The organism is Streptomyces sp. TG1A-8, from assembly GCF_030499535.1.
Classification (GTDB): domain Bacteria; phylum Actinomycetota; class Actinomycetes; order Streptomycetales; family Streptomycetaceae; genus Streptomyces.
On the sequence record NZ_JASTLB010000001.1, the window covers coordinates 389647 to 405740 of the forward strand.

General features: G+C 71.6%; 7 protein-coding genes and 3 pseudogenes. 4 read left to right on the forward strand and 6 right to left on the reverse strand.

From position 1 onward, the window contains the following. Positions 1 to 237 precede the first annotated feature (237 nt). Positions 238 to 359, reverse strand: a pseudogene (locus tag QQY24_RS01755) (XRE family transcriptional regulator); the annotation flags it as partial. Positions 360 to 991: 632 nt separating this feature from the next. Continuing rightward, positions 992 to 2895, reverse strand: a pseudogene (gene htpG / locus QQY24_RS01760) (molecular chaperone HtpG). A gap of 970 nt (positions 2896 to 3865) precedes the next feature. On the opposite strand from htpG, the gene QQY24_RS01765 reads away from it, so the two are divergent. The 4 genes and pseudogenes from QQY24_RS01765 to QQY24_RS01780 all read left to right on the forward strand — a co-directional run bounded on the left by QQY24_RS01765 (position 3866) and on the right by QQY24_RS01780 (position 13350). Beyond that, positions 3866 to 8143 carry a discoidin domain-containing protein gene (locus tag QQY24_RS01765; protein WP_301970864.1) on the forward strand — a complete coding sequence of 1426 codons (4278 nt, stop codon included), beginning with the start codon at positions 3866 to 3868 and terminating at the stop codon, positions 8141 to 8143. Positions 8144 to 8218: 75 nt separating this feature from the next. Next, positions 8219 to 8827, forward strand: a pseudogene (locus QQY24_RS01770) (HSP90 family protein); the annotation flags it as partial. A 2-nt stretch (positions 8828 to 8829) separates the two neighbouring features. After that, complete coding sequence (locus QQY24_RS01775) at positions 8830 to 11739, forward strand: hypothetical protein (protein ID WP_301970865.1); 2910 nt, start codon at positions 8830 to 8832, stop codon at positions 11737 to 11739. A 384-nt stretch (positions 11740 to 12123) separates the two neighbouring features. Further along, on the forward strand, positions 12124 to 13350 hold the full coding sequence (locus QQY24_RS01780; RefSeq protein ID WP_301970867.1) for a cytochrome P450: 1227 nt from the start codon (positions 12124 to 12126) through the stop codon (positions 13348 to 13350). Positions 13351 to 13402: 52 nt separating this feature from the next. On the opposite strand, the gene QQY24_RS01785 is transcribed toward QQY24_RS01780, so the two are convergent. The 4 genes from QQY24_RS01785 to QQY24_RS01800 are packed head-to-tail and all read right to left on the reverse strand — an operon-like array spanning position 13403 to position 16071. Continuing rightward, entirely contained in the window at positions 13403 to 14665 is a 1263-nt protein-coding gene (locus tag QQY24_RS01785) for a cytochrome P450 (protein WP_301970869.1), read from the reverse strand. Further along, positions 14662 to 15279, reverse strand: a complete 618-nt coding sequence (locus tag QQY24_RS01790) for an ATP/GTP-binding protein (protein ID WP_301970871.1) — start codon at positions 15277 to 15279, stop codon at positions 14662 to 14664. Before QQY24_RS01790 ends, QQY24_RS01785 begins: the two co-directional genes overlap by 4 nt. Beyond that, entirely contained in the window at positions 15260 to 15616 is a 357-nt protein-coding gene (locus tag QQY24_RS01795) for a DUF742 domain-containing protein (protein ID WP_301970872.1), read from the reverse strand. The genes QQY24_RS01790 and QQY24_RS01795 overlap by 20 nt, the downstream gene beginning before the upstream one ends. Then, complete coding sequence (locus QQY24_RS01800; RefSeq protein WP_301970873.1) at positions 15613 to 16071, reverse strand: roadblock/LC7 domain-containing protein; 459 nt, start codon at positions 16069 to 16071, stop codon at positions 15613 to 15615. The genes QQY24_RS01795 and QQY24_RS01800 overlap by 4 nt, the downstream gene beginning before the upstream one ends. Between the last annotated feature and the right edge of the window lie 23 nt (positions 16072 to 16094).

A 16094-nucleotide genomic window follows, 5' to 3' on the forward strand; every position in this document is an offset into this window, starting at 1 on the left:
GCCGCACGTGCCGCAGTCCTGCTCCGCTTGCACGGTTGCGCCAACGGCCCCGAACTTGACCGGCCCACCGTGGACTGCCGGTGGGCCGCGGCGGTCCGCGACCGAGTCCGTGAGGGTGCTCCTGCCGCCGCCCGCCGCCGCGGTCGTCCGCGGGAGGTGGCGGGTGGAGCAGAGGGGATCAGCCGATGGCGGAGAGCAGGTGCGGCTTTCCGTGGCTCTCACTGCCCGGTGCGGCCGTGAAGTCTCCTCCCGGCGCAGCCCTCCGGTGCGCCGGCGCGCCCCCGGGGAAGACCGACGTCCTCGGGTTGCAGTGCCTCGCGTCGCGTGCGCAGGAAGTGGGCAAGCCGAGCTCGGTCCATCGTCTCGGTGTCCCCGGGCGGCGAACGCGACGCGGACCGGGCCGGGGCCGATCCCGTCACTCGCGCCGGTGACGACCGCGAGTTTGCCGCGCAGGTTCGTTCGGCTCATGAACCAAGCACGGGCGGACCGGCCGCACGGATGAAGGACCTCCTTGTCCACGGACGAATAGTCCGTGGACAAGAGTGCCGCCACCCGGAGTTCCACAACTTCAGAAGCCGCTCACCGGGGACTGCGGCGGCTGAGCGGTTCGGCGGGACCGGTCTCCGGGGACGGCGGGAGGTCGCCGGACGGGGGCCTCCGGCGGTGGACGCGGCCCCCGCCCGGCGCTGCCGGCCCCCGGTGGACACGATGACCACCGCGTCCCAGAATGCGGAAAGGCTGGTCCACGGGCGATCCGTGGGCCAGTCCTCGACGCTCCGGCGACACCCCGCGGCGACGACCACCGGCGTGGTCCGTCCGGACGGACACCTCCGTCGCACGCGGAAGCGGTCGGCCGGGCCGGACCCGGGCACTGCACCGCTCCCGGCACGGAGCACTCCCCCGGCTGCTCGACCGCCGGGCCCGGGTGCGCACCGGCCCGGCGGAGCGGTTCCGTGGGCAAGGCTGCACCACGCCCTGCCCACGGGACGCGCTACAGCGCGCGTTCGAGCCGGTCGGTGACCAGCTTGACGAATCGGCCGGGCTCCTTCGGCCGGCCTCCCTCCGCGAGGACCGCCAGGCCGTGGAGCAGTTCGGCGGTCTCCGCGAGGGCGGTGCGGTCCTCCCGCTCCTTGTACGCCTGGTTGAGGCCCTTGACCAGCAGGTGGTCGGGGTTGAGCTCGAGGATGCGCTTGGTCCGCGGCACTTCCTGCCCCATGGCGCGGTACATGTTCTCCAGCGCGGGCGTGAGGTCGTCGGCGTCGGAGACGACACAGGCCGGGGAGACCGTGAGCCGCGCGGACAGGCGCACGTCCTTGACCTCCTCCTGCAGTTGCTCCTTCATCCAGCCGAGCAGGCCGGCGTACTCCTCGCCGCGCTTCTCTCGTTCCTGCCCGGCGTCCTCGTCGCCGTCCGCGTCCAGGTCGACCTCGCCCTTGGCCACAGACCGCAGCCGCTTGCCCTGGAACTCGCCGACGGCGTCGACCCACACCTCGTCGACGGGGTCGGTGAGCAGCAGGACCTCGACACCCTTGGCGCGGAACGCCTCCAGGTGGGGGAGCTTTCGATGCTCTGCCGGGACTCGCCGGTCATGTAGTAGATGTCGGCCTGGCCCTCCTTCATCCGCTCCACGTACTGCTGGAGGGTGGTCGGCTCGTCGCCGTGGGTGCTCGCGAGGGTGGTGACGGCGATGATGGCGTCGCGGTTGTCGGCGTCGGTGACCAGCCCTTCCTTCAGGGCCGTCCCGAACTCCCGCCAGAAGGTGGCGTACTTCTCCGCGTCGCCCGCCTTCATGTCCTTGAGCGAGGACAGGACCTTCTTCGTCAGGCGCCGCTGGATCATCCGGATGTGCCGGTCCTGCTGGAGGATCTCGCGGGAGACGTTGAGCGAGAGGTCCTGGGCGTCGACGACACCCTTGACGAACCGCAGGTACGGCGGCAGCAGCGCCTCGCAGTCGTCCATGATCAGGACACGCTTGACGTACAGCTGCAGGCCGCGCCGGTAGCCCTGGGTGAACAGGTCGTGCGGGGCGTGCTCCGGGAGGAACAGCAGGGCCTGGTACTCGAACGTGCCCTCCGCCTGGAGCCGGACCGTCTCCAGGGGGGCCCGCCAGTCGTGGCTGATGTGCTTGTACAGCTCGTGGTACTCGTCGTCCGAGACCTCCTCGCGCGAACGCGCCCACAGGGCCTTCATCGAGTTCAGCGTCTCGGGTGCCGACGACTCGGACGCGGTGTCGCCCTCGCCCTTCTCCGGGGCCATCCGGATCGGCCACGTGATGAAGTCGGAGTACCGCTTCACGATCTCCCGGATGGTCCAGGGGGAGGTGTAGTCGTGGAGCTGGTTCTCGGGGTCGGCCGGCTTGAGGTGGAGGGTGACGGCAGTGCCCTGCGGGGCCTCGTCCACGGTTTCCAGGGTGTACGAGCCCTCGCCGCGCGAGGTCCAGCGGGTTCCCCGGGCCTCACCGGCCCGGCGGGTCACCAGGGTCATCTCGTCGGCCACCATGAAGCCCGAGTAGAAGCCGACGCCGAACTGCCCGATGAGGCCCTCGGCGCCGGCCGCGTCCTTCGCCTCCCGCAGTTCGCGCAGGAACTCGGCCGTGCCCGAGTTGGCGATGGTGCCGATGAGCCGCCCGACCTCCTCGTAGGACATCCCGATGCCGTTGTCCCGCACGGTGAGCGTACGGGCTTCCTTGTCGGCCTCGATCTCGATGTGCAGGTCGGAGGTGTCGACGTCGAGCGCTTCGTCCCGCAAGGCCTCGAGGCGCAGCTTGTCCAGCGCGTCGGAGGCGTTGGAGACCAGCTCGCGCAGGAAGACATCCTTGTTCGAGTAGACCGAGTGGATCATCAGCTGCAGCAGCTGACGAGCCTCTACCTGGAACTCAAACGTTTCGATGGGCATGGTGGGTGCTTACCTCACAGGTCCCGTCGTGGCCGGATTCGATGACTGTCACTTTAACGACTGAGTCGATTGCACGGACCCGTATTCGCCGGGGGCGAATGCCGGCCGCGGCGAACGACGCGCTCGCTCCCGGAACACCCCGGCCGGCGAACCGGGCCGTCACCGAGGCGGCGTCACCTGCTGGCGGGCGGCGTGTCGCCCGGGTCACCGGGGCAGTTCGACGGCACGCTCGGCGCGCCCAATGACCTCCGCAAAGTAACGCAAGAAATTGCGTATACACTGCAATTATTTAACAAAAAGTTGTCACTTGGGCCGACGAGGCTCGACGGACGCGTCGAGTCCCGTCGCGGAGCCCCGCATTCGCAGGTCGGTGGTGATGGGCGTGGTTCGTGACGGCCGCGGTCAGGACGACGGCCGGGGTGCCGGCGGACACCCGGGGCCCGCGGCGACGCGAGGCCCGGCCGCCCTCCGGGAAGCGCGACCCGTACCGCCTGCTCACCGGGGCTCACCAGCGGCCGGCCCCGTCCTCGTGCGGGCCGTGACGTGTTCCCCGGTCCCCGCAACCGGACACCGAGCGGGTGGAAGCGCTTCGCCGAGTGGCCGACGCGGCCTCCGACCGCACCCGCCGGCCCCTTCACCGGCCCCGGAAGCGCGCAGCCGCCGTCTCCCCCGCCGGGACGGATGCGACCGGTGAAAACTCGTGCTGTCGCAACCGTGGACGAACCCAAGAGCCTCTGCAATATTGCGATGAATAACTGCAAGAAGCTGCGCATGGGTTCCCGGCCTGGCCGCGTGGGCCCATCGACGCACGCACCTCCGGCTTCCCACGCCTTCGCGTGAGGCCGCTACAGCTGTGCCAGTGGCGGACGGCTCCGGCCCTCCCGCCCGACCGCGCCACCGCTCCGCCCCGTAATGAGCCGCCCTCGCGCGCCCCCACTGGTGCGTGAGCCTCTGCAGGGAGTGACCCCGCATGACCCGATACAAACCCAGTTGCAGGAAACGGCGCACGGCCGGCGTTGCGCTGGCCTCCACCGTCATGGTCCTCGGGCTGCCCGCCCTCGGCGCGCACGCGGCGGGCGGCCCGAACACCGGGGCCGGTGCCGCGGCCAGGGCCGGCAGTGCGCTCGGCGCGCACTCCGCGGCCAACGTGAGCGACGGCGACACCGGCACGTACTGGCAGGCCGGGAAGAAGTCCGCGCAGTGGGTGCAGACCGATCTCGGGCGGACCGAGCGCGTCCGCCGGGTCGTGCTGCGTCTGCCGGCCCGCTGGCAGACCCGCAAGCAGACGATCGCCCTGCAGGGCAGCGCCGACGGCAGAAGCTTCATCACGCTCAAGCCGTCGGCGCCGTACGTCTTCAGCCCCGGCAACGGCAACACGGTGACGGTCTCCTTCCCCGCGACCCTTGCCCGCTACGTACGTGCCGATTTCGGCGGCAACTCGGTCGCCGGCACGGCACAGCTCGCCGAGATGCAGGTGTCCACGACCGACGCCGCCACCCCCAACCTCGCGCAGGGCAGGCCCTTCAGCGAGAGCGGGCACGCCGACGTGTACGGCGCGGCCAACGCCGGTGACGGCAACCGTGCCACGTACTGGGAGAGCAGGAACAACGCCTTCCCGCAGTGGGTGCAGGTCGATCTCGGCTCCTCGGTCAAGGTGAACCAGGTGGCGCTGCGGCTGCCGAGCGGATGGCCGAGCCGCAGTCAGACGCTCAAGGTCCAGGGTTCGGCCGACAACCAGAACTTCACCGACCTGACGGCGTCCAAGGCCTACACCTTCGACAGCGGCAACGACCAGTCGGCGACCATCGGCTTCGACACCACCACGACGCGGTACGTGCGCGTGCTGGTCACCGCCAACACGGGCTGGCCCGCCGGACAGCTGTCCGAGCTGGAGGTGTACGGGCCGGCGACCGGTGACACCCAGGCGCCCACGGCCCCCACGAACCTGAACTACACCGAGCCCGGCACCGGGCAGATCAAGCTCACCTGGAACGCGGCCGGCGACGACACGGGCGTCACCGGCTATGACGTCTACGCCAACGGCCAGCTACGCGCGAGCGTCCCCGGAAACGTCCTGACGTACACCGACACCCAACCCGCCGGCAGCGACATCACCTACTTCGTCCGCGCCAAGGACGCCGCGGGCAACGTGTCCTCCAACAGCAACAGCGTCACCCGGAAGGGCTCCGGCGGCGACACCCAGGCGCCCACCGCGCCCGGGAACCTCGCCTACACGCAGTCCGGCGGCGACGTGAAGCTCACGTGGCAGGCGTCGAACGACGACGTCAAGGTCACCGGTTACGACGTCTACGCCAACGACCAGCTCGTCAAGTCCGTCGCGGGTGACGTCACGACGTTCACCGACACCCCCTCGGCGGCCTCCACCGTCACCTACTACGTCAAGGCGAAGGACGCCGCCGGCAACGTGTCGGCGCCGAGCAACAGCGTCACCCGACCCGGCTCACCCAGCGGTCCCGGCTCCGACCTCGCCCAGGGCAAGCCCATCGAGGCGTCCTCGGACACCTTCACCTACGTCGCCGGCAACGCCAACGACGGCCTCACCAGCACCTACTGGGAAAGCGCAGGCGGCGCCTACCCGGCCACCCTCACCACCAGGCTGGGCGCCAACGCCGACCTCGGCCAGGTCGTCGTCAAGCTCAGCCCGGACGCCGCCTGGTCCTCGCGCACCCAGACCATCCAGGTGCTCGGCCGCGACCAGGACGCGACGTCCTTCACGAGCCTGGCGGCGGCGAAGGACTACGCCTTCTCCCCCGGCAGCGGCAACACGGTGAGCATCCCGGTGTCCGGCTCCGCCGCCGACGTCCAGCTCAAGTTCACCAAGAACACCGGCGCACCGGGCGCCCAGGTCGCCGAGTTCCAGGTGATCGGCACCCCCTCCGCCAACCCGGACCTCAAGGTCACCGGCATCACCAACACGCCCGCCGCGCCGGTCGAGTCGGACGCCGTCGGCCTCACGGCCGCCGTCACCAACAGCGGCAGCAAAGCCGCGGCGGCCACCAGCCTGAACTTCACGCTCGGCGGCACCAAAGTCGCCACCGCGGACGTCCCCGCCCTCGCGCCCGGCGAGTCGAGGACCGTCACGGCGGGCATCGGGGCACGCGAGGCGGGCAGCTACCCGGTCGGCGCCGAGGTGGACCCCTCGAACAAGGTCATCGAGCAGGACGAGGCGAACAACGTCTTCACCCGCTCCGACGCCCTCGTCGTCAAGCCCGTGTCCAGCTCCGACCTGGTCGCCGCACCGGTCTCCTGGACCCCCTCCAGCGCCTCGGCCGGCGACCAGGTCGGGTTCACGGTCGCGATCAGGAACCAGGGAACGACGGACTCGGCCGCCGGCGCCCACAACGTGACGCTCACGATCCAGGACGCCCAGGGCGCCACCGTGAAGACGCTCAGCGGCTCCTACAGCGGCACCATCGCGGCAGGGCGGACGACCGCCCCGGTGAACCTCGGCTCCTGGACGGCCGGCAACGGCAAGTACACCGTCAGGACGGTCATCGCCGACGACGCCAACGAGCTGCCGGTCAAGCGGGCCAACAACACCACGGCGCAAGCCCTGTTCGTCGGCCGCGGGGCGGACATGCCGTACGACGTGTACGAGGCCGAGGACGGCACACTCGGCGGCGGGGCCAAGGTCGTCGGCCCGAACCGGACCGTCGGCGACCCCGCCGGCGAGGCGAGCGGCCGCAAGGCCGTGACCCTCACCGGAACCGGCCAGTACGTCGAGTGGACCACCCGCGCGGCGACCAACACCCTCGTCGCCCGCTTCTCGGTCCCGGACGGCACCGACACGACGCTCGACGTCTACGTGGACGGCCAGTTCCTCAAGGCGATCGACCTCACCCCGAAGTACGCCTGGCTCTACGGCAACGAGACCTCGCCCGGGAACTCGCCCGGCTCGGGGGCCCCGCGGCACATCTACGACGAGGCGAACCTGCTGCTCGGCAGGACCGTTCCGGCCGGTTCGAGGATCCGGCTCCAGAAGGACGCGGGCAACTCCTCCAGCTACGCCATCGACTTCGTCGACACCGAACAGGCGACGGCGTCAGCGAACCCCGACCCGGCCGCCTACACGGTCCCGGCCGGCTTCTCGCAGCAGGACGTGCAGAACGCGCTCGACAAGGTCCGCATGGACACGACCGGCAAGCTCGTCGGCGTCTACCTGCCCCCCGGCGACTACGAGACCTCCAGCAAGTTCCAGGTCTACGGCAAGGCGGTGAAGGTCCTCGGAGCCGGGCCGTGGTTCACCCGCTTCCACGCGCCCTCCTCGCAGGAGAACACCGACGTGGGCTTCCGGGCCGAGGCGAGCGCCAAGGGCTCCTCGTTCACGGGCTTCGCCTACTTCGGCAACTACACGTCCCGGATCGACGGTCCGGGCAAGGTGTTCGACTTCTCGAACGTTTCCGACATCACCATCGACGACATCTGGGTCGAGCACATGGTGTGCCTCTACTGGGGCGCCAACACCGACAACATGACCATCAAGAACTCCCGCATCCGGGACACGTTCGCCGACGGCATCAACATGACCAACGGCTCCACGGACAACCACGTGGTCAACAACGACGCCCGGGCCACGGGTGACGACAGCTTCGCGCTCTTCTCGGCCATCGACGCGGGAGGCGCCGACGAGAAGAACAACCTCTACGAGAACCTCACCTCGACGCTCACGTGGCGGGCGGCAGGCGTGGCCGTCTACGGCGGCTACAACAACACCTTCCGCAACATCCGCATCGCCGACACCCTGGTGTATTCCGGCATCACGATCTCCTCGCTGGACTTCGGTTACCCGATGAACGGCTTCGGGACCGGGCCCACGACGATCGAGAACGTCTCCCTGGAGCGCACGGGCGGCCACTTCTGGGGCTCGCAGGTCTTCCCGGCCATCTGGGCGTTCTCCGCCTCCAAGGTCTTCCAGGGCATCCGGGTCAACGACGTCGACATCGACGACTCCACCTACGGAGGCGTGATGTTCCAGACCAACTACGCGGGCGGCCAACCGCAGTTCCCGGTCAAGGACACCGTCTTCACCGACATCTCCATCACCAACTCCAAGAAGAGCGGGGACGCGTTCGACGCCAAGTCCGGCTTCGGCATCTGGGCCAACGAACTGCCGGAACCCGGCCAGGGCCCGGCAGTCGGCGAAGCCACGTTCCGCAACCTGCGGATGAGCGGCAACGCCGAGGACGTCCGCAACAGGACCAGCACCTTCAAGATCAACATCGAGTAGCGTCCGTCCGGACGGAACCGGCGGGCGGGGGCCGCCCCTCGTGAGCACGGCCCCCGCCCGCCGGTTCCGCGCCGCAGCGTGGAGGAGTTCCGGCAGGTCGCGGCGATCGCCTCGGCCGCCGGGCTCGGTGTCGTCAACGGCGGCTACACGTACGACCGCGAACTGGTCCACCGACTGCCCGAGATCAGGCCCGGGGTCAGCGTCGCCGACCTCGATCCGGCGACCCTCACCGCCCACCTCGACCCCGTCGACCGGGAGACGGAACTGGCCGCCGCGGCCTACCTCGCCCTGGCTCGCGACACCCTCGACGTCTTCGACTGCGACGTCGCGCCGCGCGCCTTCCAGCCCGCCTCCGCCCCCGCCCTGCTCGTCGACAGCCGCGAGGCCCAGCACGAGCGCACCCGCTCCCAGCTCGCCCGTGAGCAGGAGGGCGGTCTGTGGGGCGACATCCTCGGTGCTCTGCGCCAGGAAGCCCCGCGGGCCCAGCTGATCCTCAACCAGCTCAACCCGCTGGTGCGCACCGCCGTCGCCATCGACGAGCCCGAACTGGCCCGCACCAGCGCCGAAGCCCTCTACGGGCAGGCCGCGCTGCTGTCCCGGCGCCCGCTCAGGCCCGCCGAGTCGAGCTTCATCAACCGCTCCTTCCTCGGCCTCCTCGCCCACGCCCTCCGCAAGGACAGCTGACGATGCCGACCGCACCCGAGACCACCGACGAGCTGTACCGGGCGCTCCAGGAGAACGACCGGCGCCCCTACGGCCGCACCCGCACCGTCACTGCCGAGGAACTCGTCGACGCCGCGGAGCGGTTCGAGGAGCCCGTCCCGCTCGTCCACGCCCTCCTCGAACTCCAGGAGGCGTACACCTACGGCTCCGAGCCCCGGAAGTCGCCCGTGGTCTTCGCCCGCCTGCTCACCCTCTTCGACGAGCGCCTGCGCCACATGCTGTTCTGGCGGTTCAAGTGGGTGGCCGGCGCCCTGCGCGCGCTGCCCGAGATACCGCTGGTCAGCCTGCGCCAGTGGCTGACGGAGATGCGCGACCGGTACGAGAGGGCCGGCCTCGGCCTCCAGCCGTACTACGGACAGGCCTATCAGCTCACCGCCCACGTCGGGGAGGACACCGCCCTCGCCTACGAACTGTGGGCGGGCCGCGCCCGCACCCGGCTCAGCGACCGCGAGGCCTGCGGGATCTGCGAGCACGCCCTGCACCACCTCGCCGCAGGCGACGACGAGCGGGCGCTGCGCGCCTGGGAACCCGTCCTGGCCGGCAAGGAATCCTGCCAGGAGGAGCCGGTCCGCTCCGTGTCGTACGCGCTGCTGCCCCTGCTGCGCACCGGCCGCGCCGACCGGGCACGCGAACTGCACCTCGCCGGCTACCGCGGCTGCCGCCGCAGTCCCTCGATGTCCGGGGAGGTCGGCCGGCACCTGGAGTTCTGCGCGCTGACCGGCAACGAAGCACGTGGCCTGGAACTGCTCGCCGAGAACCGGAACCTGTTCGACGAGGTGGACTCGCCGCTGGACCTGTTGGACTTCCTCACCGGCGTGGAGGTCCTCCTGCAGCGCGTCGGGCTCCTCGGCCACGGCGAACTGCCCGCCGCCGGGTACGCGGGCCGCACCTGGACGGTGGCCGCCCTGCGCGCCGAGGTGCGGGGCCGCGCCGACGGCCTCGCCGCCCGCTTCGACGCACGCAACGGAACCACGGCCCACACCGACCGCCGCAGGGCCCGCCTCGACCGTGCACCGCTCCTGGACGCGCTGGAACTGACCCTGCGCACCCGCGGCATCGCCGACGTGGCCCCGGCCGCGCCGGTCGCCGTGCCCGCCGCCCCCACGGCCGCCGACTCCGGATCGCTGTCCGAACTCATCGTCCGGGCCAGGGCGCTGGACGAGCAGGGGCACCCGGACGCGCAGGCCTGCTGGGCGCGGCTGCGCACGCTCGTCGCCGCCCGCGACTACACCCACCCCGACGACCCGGCCGTGGGCCCGCTCGTCCGGCTGCGCGCGGACCTGCTGGCCGACGAGGCGAGCCGGGCGGGCGAGAAGGACGAGTTCGCCGTGGCCGCCGCCCTCCACGAGGAGGCCGCGGGCCTGTACGAGGACGCCGGAGCGCGGGGCCACGCGGCACTCGCCCGCGCCTGCGCCCTGCTCGCCTCCACCGGGGGCCCCGCGGAGGGCGCCGGCGGGACCGAGGCGAGGGCCGCCGCGCTGACCGCCGCCCACGCCTCCATGGTCCGCCTGCACGAAGGGCCCCCCGGCCTCGCCCCGTACCAGGAGGCACGTCTGCTGCGGCTGCGGGCGACCGCGCTCGGCCTGCGCCTGCAGACCTCGGGGAGCGAGGAGCACGTCGCGCCGGTCCTGGCCGAGGTGGACCTGCTGCACGCGTTCGCCACCCGGCACGACGTCGCCGGGCAGATCTCCGGTGCCCGGCTGCTGCGGGCCAGCACGTACGCCATCTCCGGCGACCTGCCCACCGCGGTCACCGAGATCGACGGTCTCCTCGACCGGCTGAAGGCACACGGCCCCGCCTGGCACCTGCCCCGCACGCTCGGGCTGCGCGGCCGGTTCCAGCTGGGCCTCCGCAACGCCGAGGCCGCGCACGCGGACCTCACCGAGGGTCTGCGACTGGCCGCCGACTGGCCGGCCGACGCGGTCGACACCGCCCGCCTCCACGGCGATCTGGCGGAGGCCTGCATGCACCTGGGCCGTCCCGACGAGGCACTGCGGCACCTGACGCGCTCGGCGGAACTGGACCTTCGCCGCGGCAGCCGGACGGACGCGTTCTGCGCCTACGGCAACGCGGCACAGCTCAGCCTCGACCTGGGCCGCGTCGAGGACTGCATCGCGCTGCTCGATTCCCTGCTGGCCGAACCGGACGTGGCCGCCGGCGAGCTGGACGACCGGCTCGTCGCCCAGCTGCGCCTGACCCGCGCCCGCGCGCTCCACGCGGGGGAGGACCTCAAGGCGGCCACGGCGGAGTTCGTCACCCTCGCGGCCGAGTCGGCCGGCTGGGACGACGACCCGGGGAGCCACGCCATGATCGCCGCGGAGACGGCCGTCCTCCTCGGCGAGTCCGGCGAGTTCGGCCGGGCCCGCGAGGCCGCGGACCAGGCGCTCACCGCCCACGCGCGGGCCCCGCGCTACGAGCAGCTCAGCAACTGCCTGCGCGAGCTCGCCCGGCTCCAGGCCCAGCGGCAGGGCGCCGACGGCCTGGCGGACGCCCTCGCCTTCCTCGCCGACGCCGGCCGGATCGCCGACGAGGCCCGCGCCGCCGGATTCGACGCCCGCGGCCGCTCCCTGGACACCGCTCTGGCCTACGAACACGGGCGGGTCAACGCCTACGCCGCTGCGTACGAGGACGCCCTGGCCGCCTTGGAGAGGGCCCTCGCCCTGCTCGGTGAGCCGGGACCGGAGCAGGGCCGCGCCGGCGAGTGGGCCGAGTGCGTCCGCCTCGCGGGTGCCGTGGAGGGCATCTACCTGGAGCGCCCCGCCCCCGCCCTCACCCGCCTCGACGCCGCGGTCTCCCGTCTGACCGCCCTGGGCCACGCCGGGGAGACCGAGCCGCTGACCTCCTTGGCGGCCCGGCCGCGCGACGGGCGGTGACGCGGCGGGCACGGTGCCGGGGCGGCAGCCCGCCGGCGGCGGACTCCGGACGGGCGTCCGCGCTGAGCGCCGCGGAGCGTACCGCCGGGGTCACCGGTGCGTGGCACGGGACCGCGCAGCGGCCCGCCCGCCGTTCGCCGCACTGCCGGCGGACGCCTGCGGCCACCGCCGGACCGCGTACGGACGGAGAACCCCCGCGGTCGGGGAGAACGGCCGCCCTCCGCACGGCGGCGGCTGCCGGGGCCGTGGGCGGGCACGACCGCCCGGGAGCGGTTTTCGGTCAACGCCCGCCGGTGGCCGGACCGGGGCCCCGACGGGGCTGTTCCACCTGACGGGCTATCAATAGCCTTGCACGTCGGAGACGTCAACGATCTGAGGAGCTGTATGCCCACCGCGCAGCAGGTGCCCGACATTCTCTCGCCCGAGTTCGCAGCGGACCCCTACCCCGCCTACCGCCTGATGCGCGACACCGCGCCCCTCATCTGGCACGAGGCCACTCGGAGTTACATCATCTCGCGCTACGAGGACGTCGAGCGCGTCTTCAAGGACAGGAACAACGAGTTCACCACCGACAACTACGACTGGCAGATCGAGCCCGTACACGGCAAAACGATCCTTCAGCTCAGCGGACGGGAGCACGCCGTGCGCCGGGCCCTGGTCGCCCCCGCCTTCCGCGGCAGTGACCTGCAGGAGAAGTTCCTGCCCGTCATCGAGCGCAACTCCCGTGACCTGATCGACGCCTTCCGGCACACCGGCTCCGCCGACCTGGTCACCGACTACGCCACCCACTTCCCGGTCAACGTGATCGCCGACATGCTGGGTCTGGACAAGGCCGACCACGCGCGCTTCCACCGCTGGTACACGGCCGTCATCGCCTTCCTCGGCAACCTCTCGGGCGACCCGGAGGTGACCGAGGCGGGCCGGCGGACACGTGTCGAGTTCGCCGAGTACATGCTGCCGATCATCCGTGAGCGCCGTGAGAACCCGGGCGACGACCTGCTGTCCACGTTGTGCGCCGCCGAGATCGACGGCGTGCGGATGAGCGACGAGGACATCAAGGCGTTCTGCAGCCTGCTGCTCGCCGCCGGCGGCGAGACCACCGACAAGGCGATCGCCGGCATCTTCGCCAACCTGCTGCTCCACCCCGAGCAGCTCGCCGCCGTCCGCGCGGACCGCAGCCTGATCCCGCGTGCCTTCGCCGAGACCCTGCGCCACACCCCGCCCGTCCACATGATCATGCGGCAGTCCGCGACCGAGGTGACGCTCAGCGGCGGCACCGTACCCCCCGGCGCCACCGTCACCTGCCTGATAGGTGCCGCCAACCGCGACGAGAACCGCTACCGCGATCCCGACCGCTTCGACATCTTCCGCGACGACCTCACCACCGCGACCGCCTTCTCCGCCGCCGCCGACCACCTGGCCTTCGCGCTCGGCCGGCACTTCTGCGTCGGCGCGCTGCTCGCCAAGGCCGAGGTCGAGACGGGCGTCAACCAGCTCCTGGACGCCATGCCCGACGTGCGCCTCGCCGACGGCTTCGATCCGGTCGAGCAGGGCGTCTTCACCCGCGGGCCGCAGTCCGTGCCGGTGCGGTTCACTCCGGTGTCCGCCTGAGGCGCGCCGCGGCCGAGGTGGTGGGCCCCGGCCGCGGGGCCCACGTGCCCGCCTACTGCACGACCGGCGTGAACTGCACCGGGAGCTCCGTCAGCCCCCGCATCCAGATCGACGGCCGCCAGGTCAGCTCCTCCGGCTCCACCGCCAGCACCAGGTCCGGCAGCCGTTCCAGCAGGGTCTCGACCGCCGTCCGCGCCATGACGTCCGCCAGCAGCGGGGCCGGATAGGGGCAGCGGTGCTCGCCGTTGCTGAACGACAGGTGGGCGGAGTTCTCCGCGCCCACGTGGGCCTCCGGCCAGATCTGCGGATCGGTGTTGGCCGCGGCCAGTCCCAGCACCAGGCAGTCGCCGGCCCGGATCTGCCGGCCGCCGAGCTGGGTGTCCCGCACGGCCCAGCGCCCGATGAAGTTCTGCGTCGGGGTGTCCAGCCACAGCACCTCGTTGAGGGCCTCGCCCACGCTGAGCCGGCCGCCCGACACGTTGACGGCGAACCGCTCGTCCGTCAGCAGCAGCCGCAGCGTGTTGCAGATCCAGTTCGCCGTCGGCTGCTGGGCCGCGGCGATCACCGAGATGAGGTCCTGGACGATCTCCTCGTCCGTCAGCCCCGCCGGATGCAGCAGCATGCGGGAAGTGACGTCCGGACCGGGGCTGGCCCGCTTGTCCTGCACCAGCTGCCGCAACCGCTCGCCCACGCGCGCGTAGGCCGCCACCGGGTCGTCGCCCTCCGCCGCGTCCAGCGAGATCCGCAGGTCGTCGACGAGCTGCTGGGTGTCCGCGCCCGAGGTCGGCATCCCGCACATCTGCACCACGGCCCGCATCGGCAGCGCGTGCGCGTACCCCGTCATCAGCTCGGCCTGGCCGCTGCCCGCGAAGTCGGCGATGAGCCGGTCGGCGATCAGCTGGCAGTCACGGCCGAGCTCGAACTGGTCGACGCCCTCCAGCGCCTCGGTGATCACCCCGGCCCGCCGCCGGTGCTCGTCGCCCTCGGTGAACAGCACCGACGGCTGGTACCCGACGAACGGCAGCAGCGGCCAGTCCGGCGGGATGTTCTCCCACTGGTTCCAGCGCCGGGAGTCCCGCGCGAACAGCTCGTCGTGGCTGGTCACGTACGTGACCTCGGAGTAGTCGAGCACCAGCCAGGCCGGCACGTCCCCGTCGAGCAGGATCGGCGCGACCGCGCCGTGCTCCCGGCGCAGCGCCCGGTACATCTGCGACGGCGTCTGCTGGTACTGCAGCCCCGTCAGGCGCACCGCGTCGGCGTGGGCGGGACAGCCCGAGGGCGCGGAGTGCACGGAAGAGGAACCGGTGTCGGTCACGGTGTCGCCTCCTGGGCCATGGCCAGTTCGTGAAGGTGGGCTACGAGGGTGATCAGCACGTCCTTGCCGGACTGCCGGACCCGGGCGTCGCAGTCGACCATCGGCACGTGCTCGGGCAGCGCGAGCGCCTGACGGATCTCGTCCAGGGAGTACCGGACGGTGTCGTCGTCGAACCGGTTGACGGCCACCACGAACGGCGTGCGGTGGTGCTCCAGCCGGTCGATCGCGTACCAGGAGTCGTCCATGCGGCGCGTGTCCACGAGCACCACCGCGCCCAGCGTGCCGGAGAACAGCCGGTCCCACAGGAACCAGAAGCGCTCCTGGCCCGGCGCGCCGAACAGGTAGAGGACCATGCGCTCGTTCAGGCTGATCCGCCCGAAGTCGAAGGCCACGGTCGTGGTCGTCTTGGACGCCACGGCGCTGGTCTCGTCGACGCCCACGCCGGCCTGCGTCATCACCTCTTCGGTGTTCAGCGGGCGGATCTCGCTGACCGAGCGGACCAGGGTGGTCTTGCCGACGCCGAATCCGCCCACGATGACGATCTTCAGGCCGGTGTCCGCCGCGTCGGCCAGCGGCGTGCGGTGGGAGGGCAGCTCAGAGGTTGCGGAGCCCATGGAGCACCTCCTTGAGAAGGGCGGAGTCGGGAAGCGAGGCGACGGACCGCGCCGCGCGTGGGTGGCGGGCGGTGATGCAGCCCATGTCGAGCAGGTCGCCGAGCAGGATCCGCACCACCGTGATCGGCAGTTTCAGCTCCGCGGCGATCTCGACCACGGCCGTGGGGTGCCGGCACAGCTCCAGGATCCGGACGAGCTCCGACTGCATCCCCGCCGTGGGCTGGCTTTCACTGACGACGAGGGTGACCAGGTCGAAGGAGTCGTCGGCGGTGCTCCGCCCGCCCGTGACCGTGTAGAGCCGGTCGGGGTCACCGGTGTCCACCGGCTTGCGCATCACGAGACGGCACTCCCCCGGCCGGACTCGCGGGGCTCGGCCCGCAGGTGCTCGCCGATCTGATCGACCAGTTCGGTCATCTGGTGGCCCACCACACCGGGATCGGCGCTCTCCTCGGCGACGACCGCGAGATGGGCCCCCTCACCGGCCTCCACGATGAACAGCAGGCCCCCGTGGAACGCGGTCATGGAGTGCCGGACGCCGCCGGTGCCGTCGCCGAACTCCACGGACGCTCCTTGGGCGAGGGCCTGGATGCCGGAGCAGATCGCCGCCAGCTGGTCGGCCTGGTCCAGCGTCAGATGCTCACTCCAGCACAGCTTCAAGCCGTCCCGGGACAGGGCCAGGGCGTGCCGGGTGCCGGGGGTGCGCTTCAGCAAGCTCTGCAGGAGCCAGGTGAGGCTGTTGTCGGTGGTCTGCATGTCGGGTGACGGGACGGTGGTGTCCGGCTGACCGGTCACCGCCGTCCCGTTCCTCCAATCTC

Bases quoted from the DNA above. Each gene is read 5' to 3' on its own strand.
- QQY24_RS01765 (WP_301970864.1), top strand. From the start codon at position 3,866: ATGACCCGATACAAACCCAGTTGCAGGAAACGGCGCACGGCCGGCGTT.
- QQY24_RS01780 (WP_301970867.1), top strand. From the start codon at position 12,124: ATGCCCACCGCGCAGCAGGTGCCCGACATTCTCTCGCCCGAGTTCGCA.
- QQY24_RS01790 (WP_301970871.1), bottom strand. From the start codon at position 15,279: ATGGGCTCCGCAACCTCTGAGCTGCCCTCCCACCGCACGCCGCTGGCC.
- QQY24_RS01775 (WP_301970865.1), top strand. From the start codon at position 8,830: ATGCCGACCGCACCCGAGACCACCGACGAGCTGTACCGGGCGCTCCAG.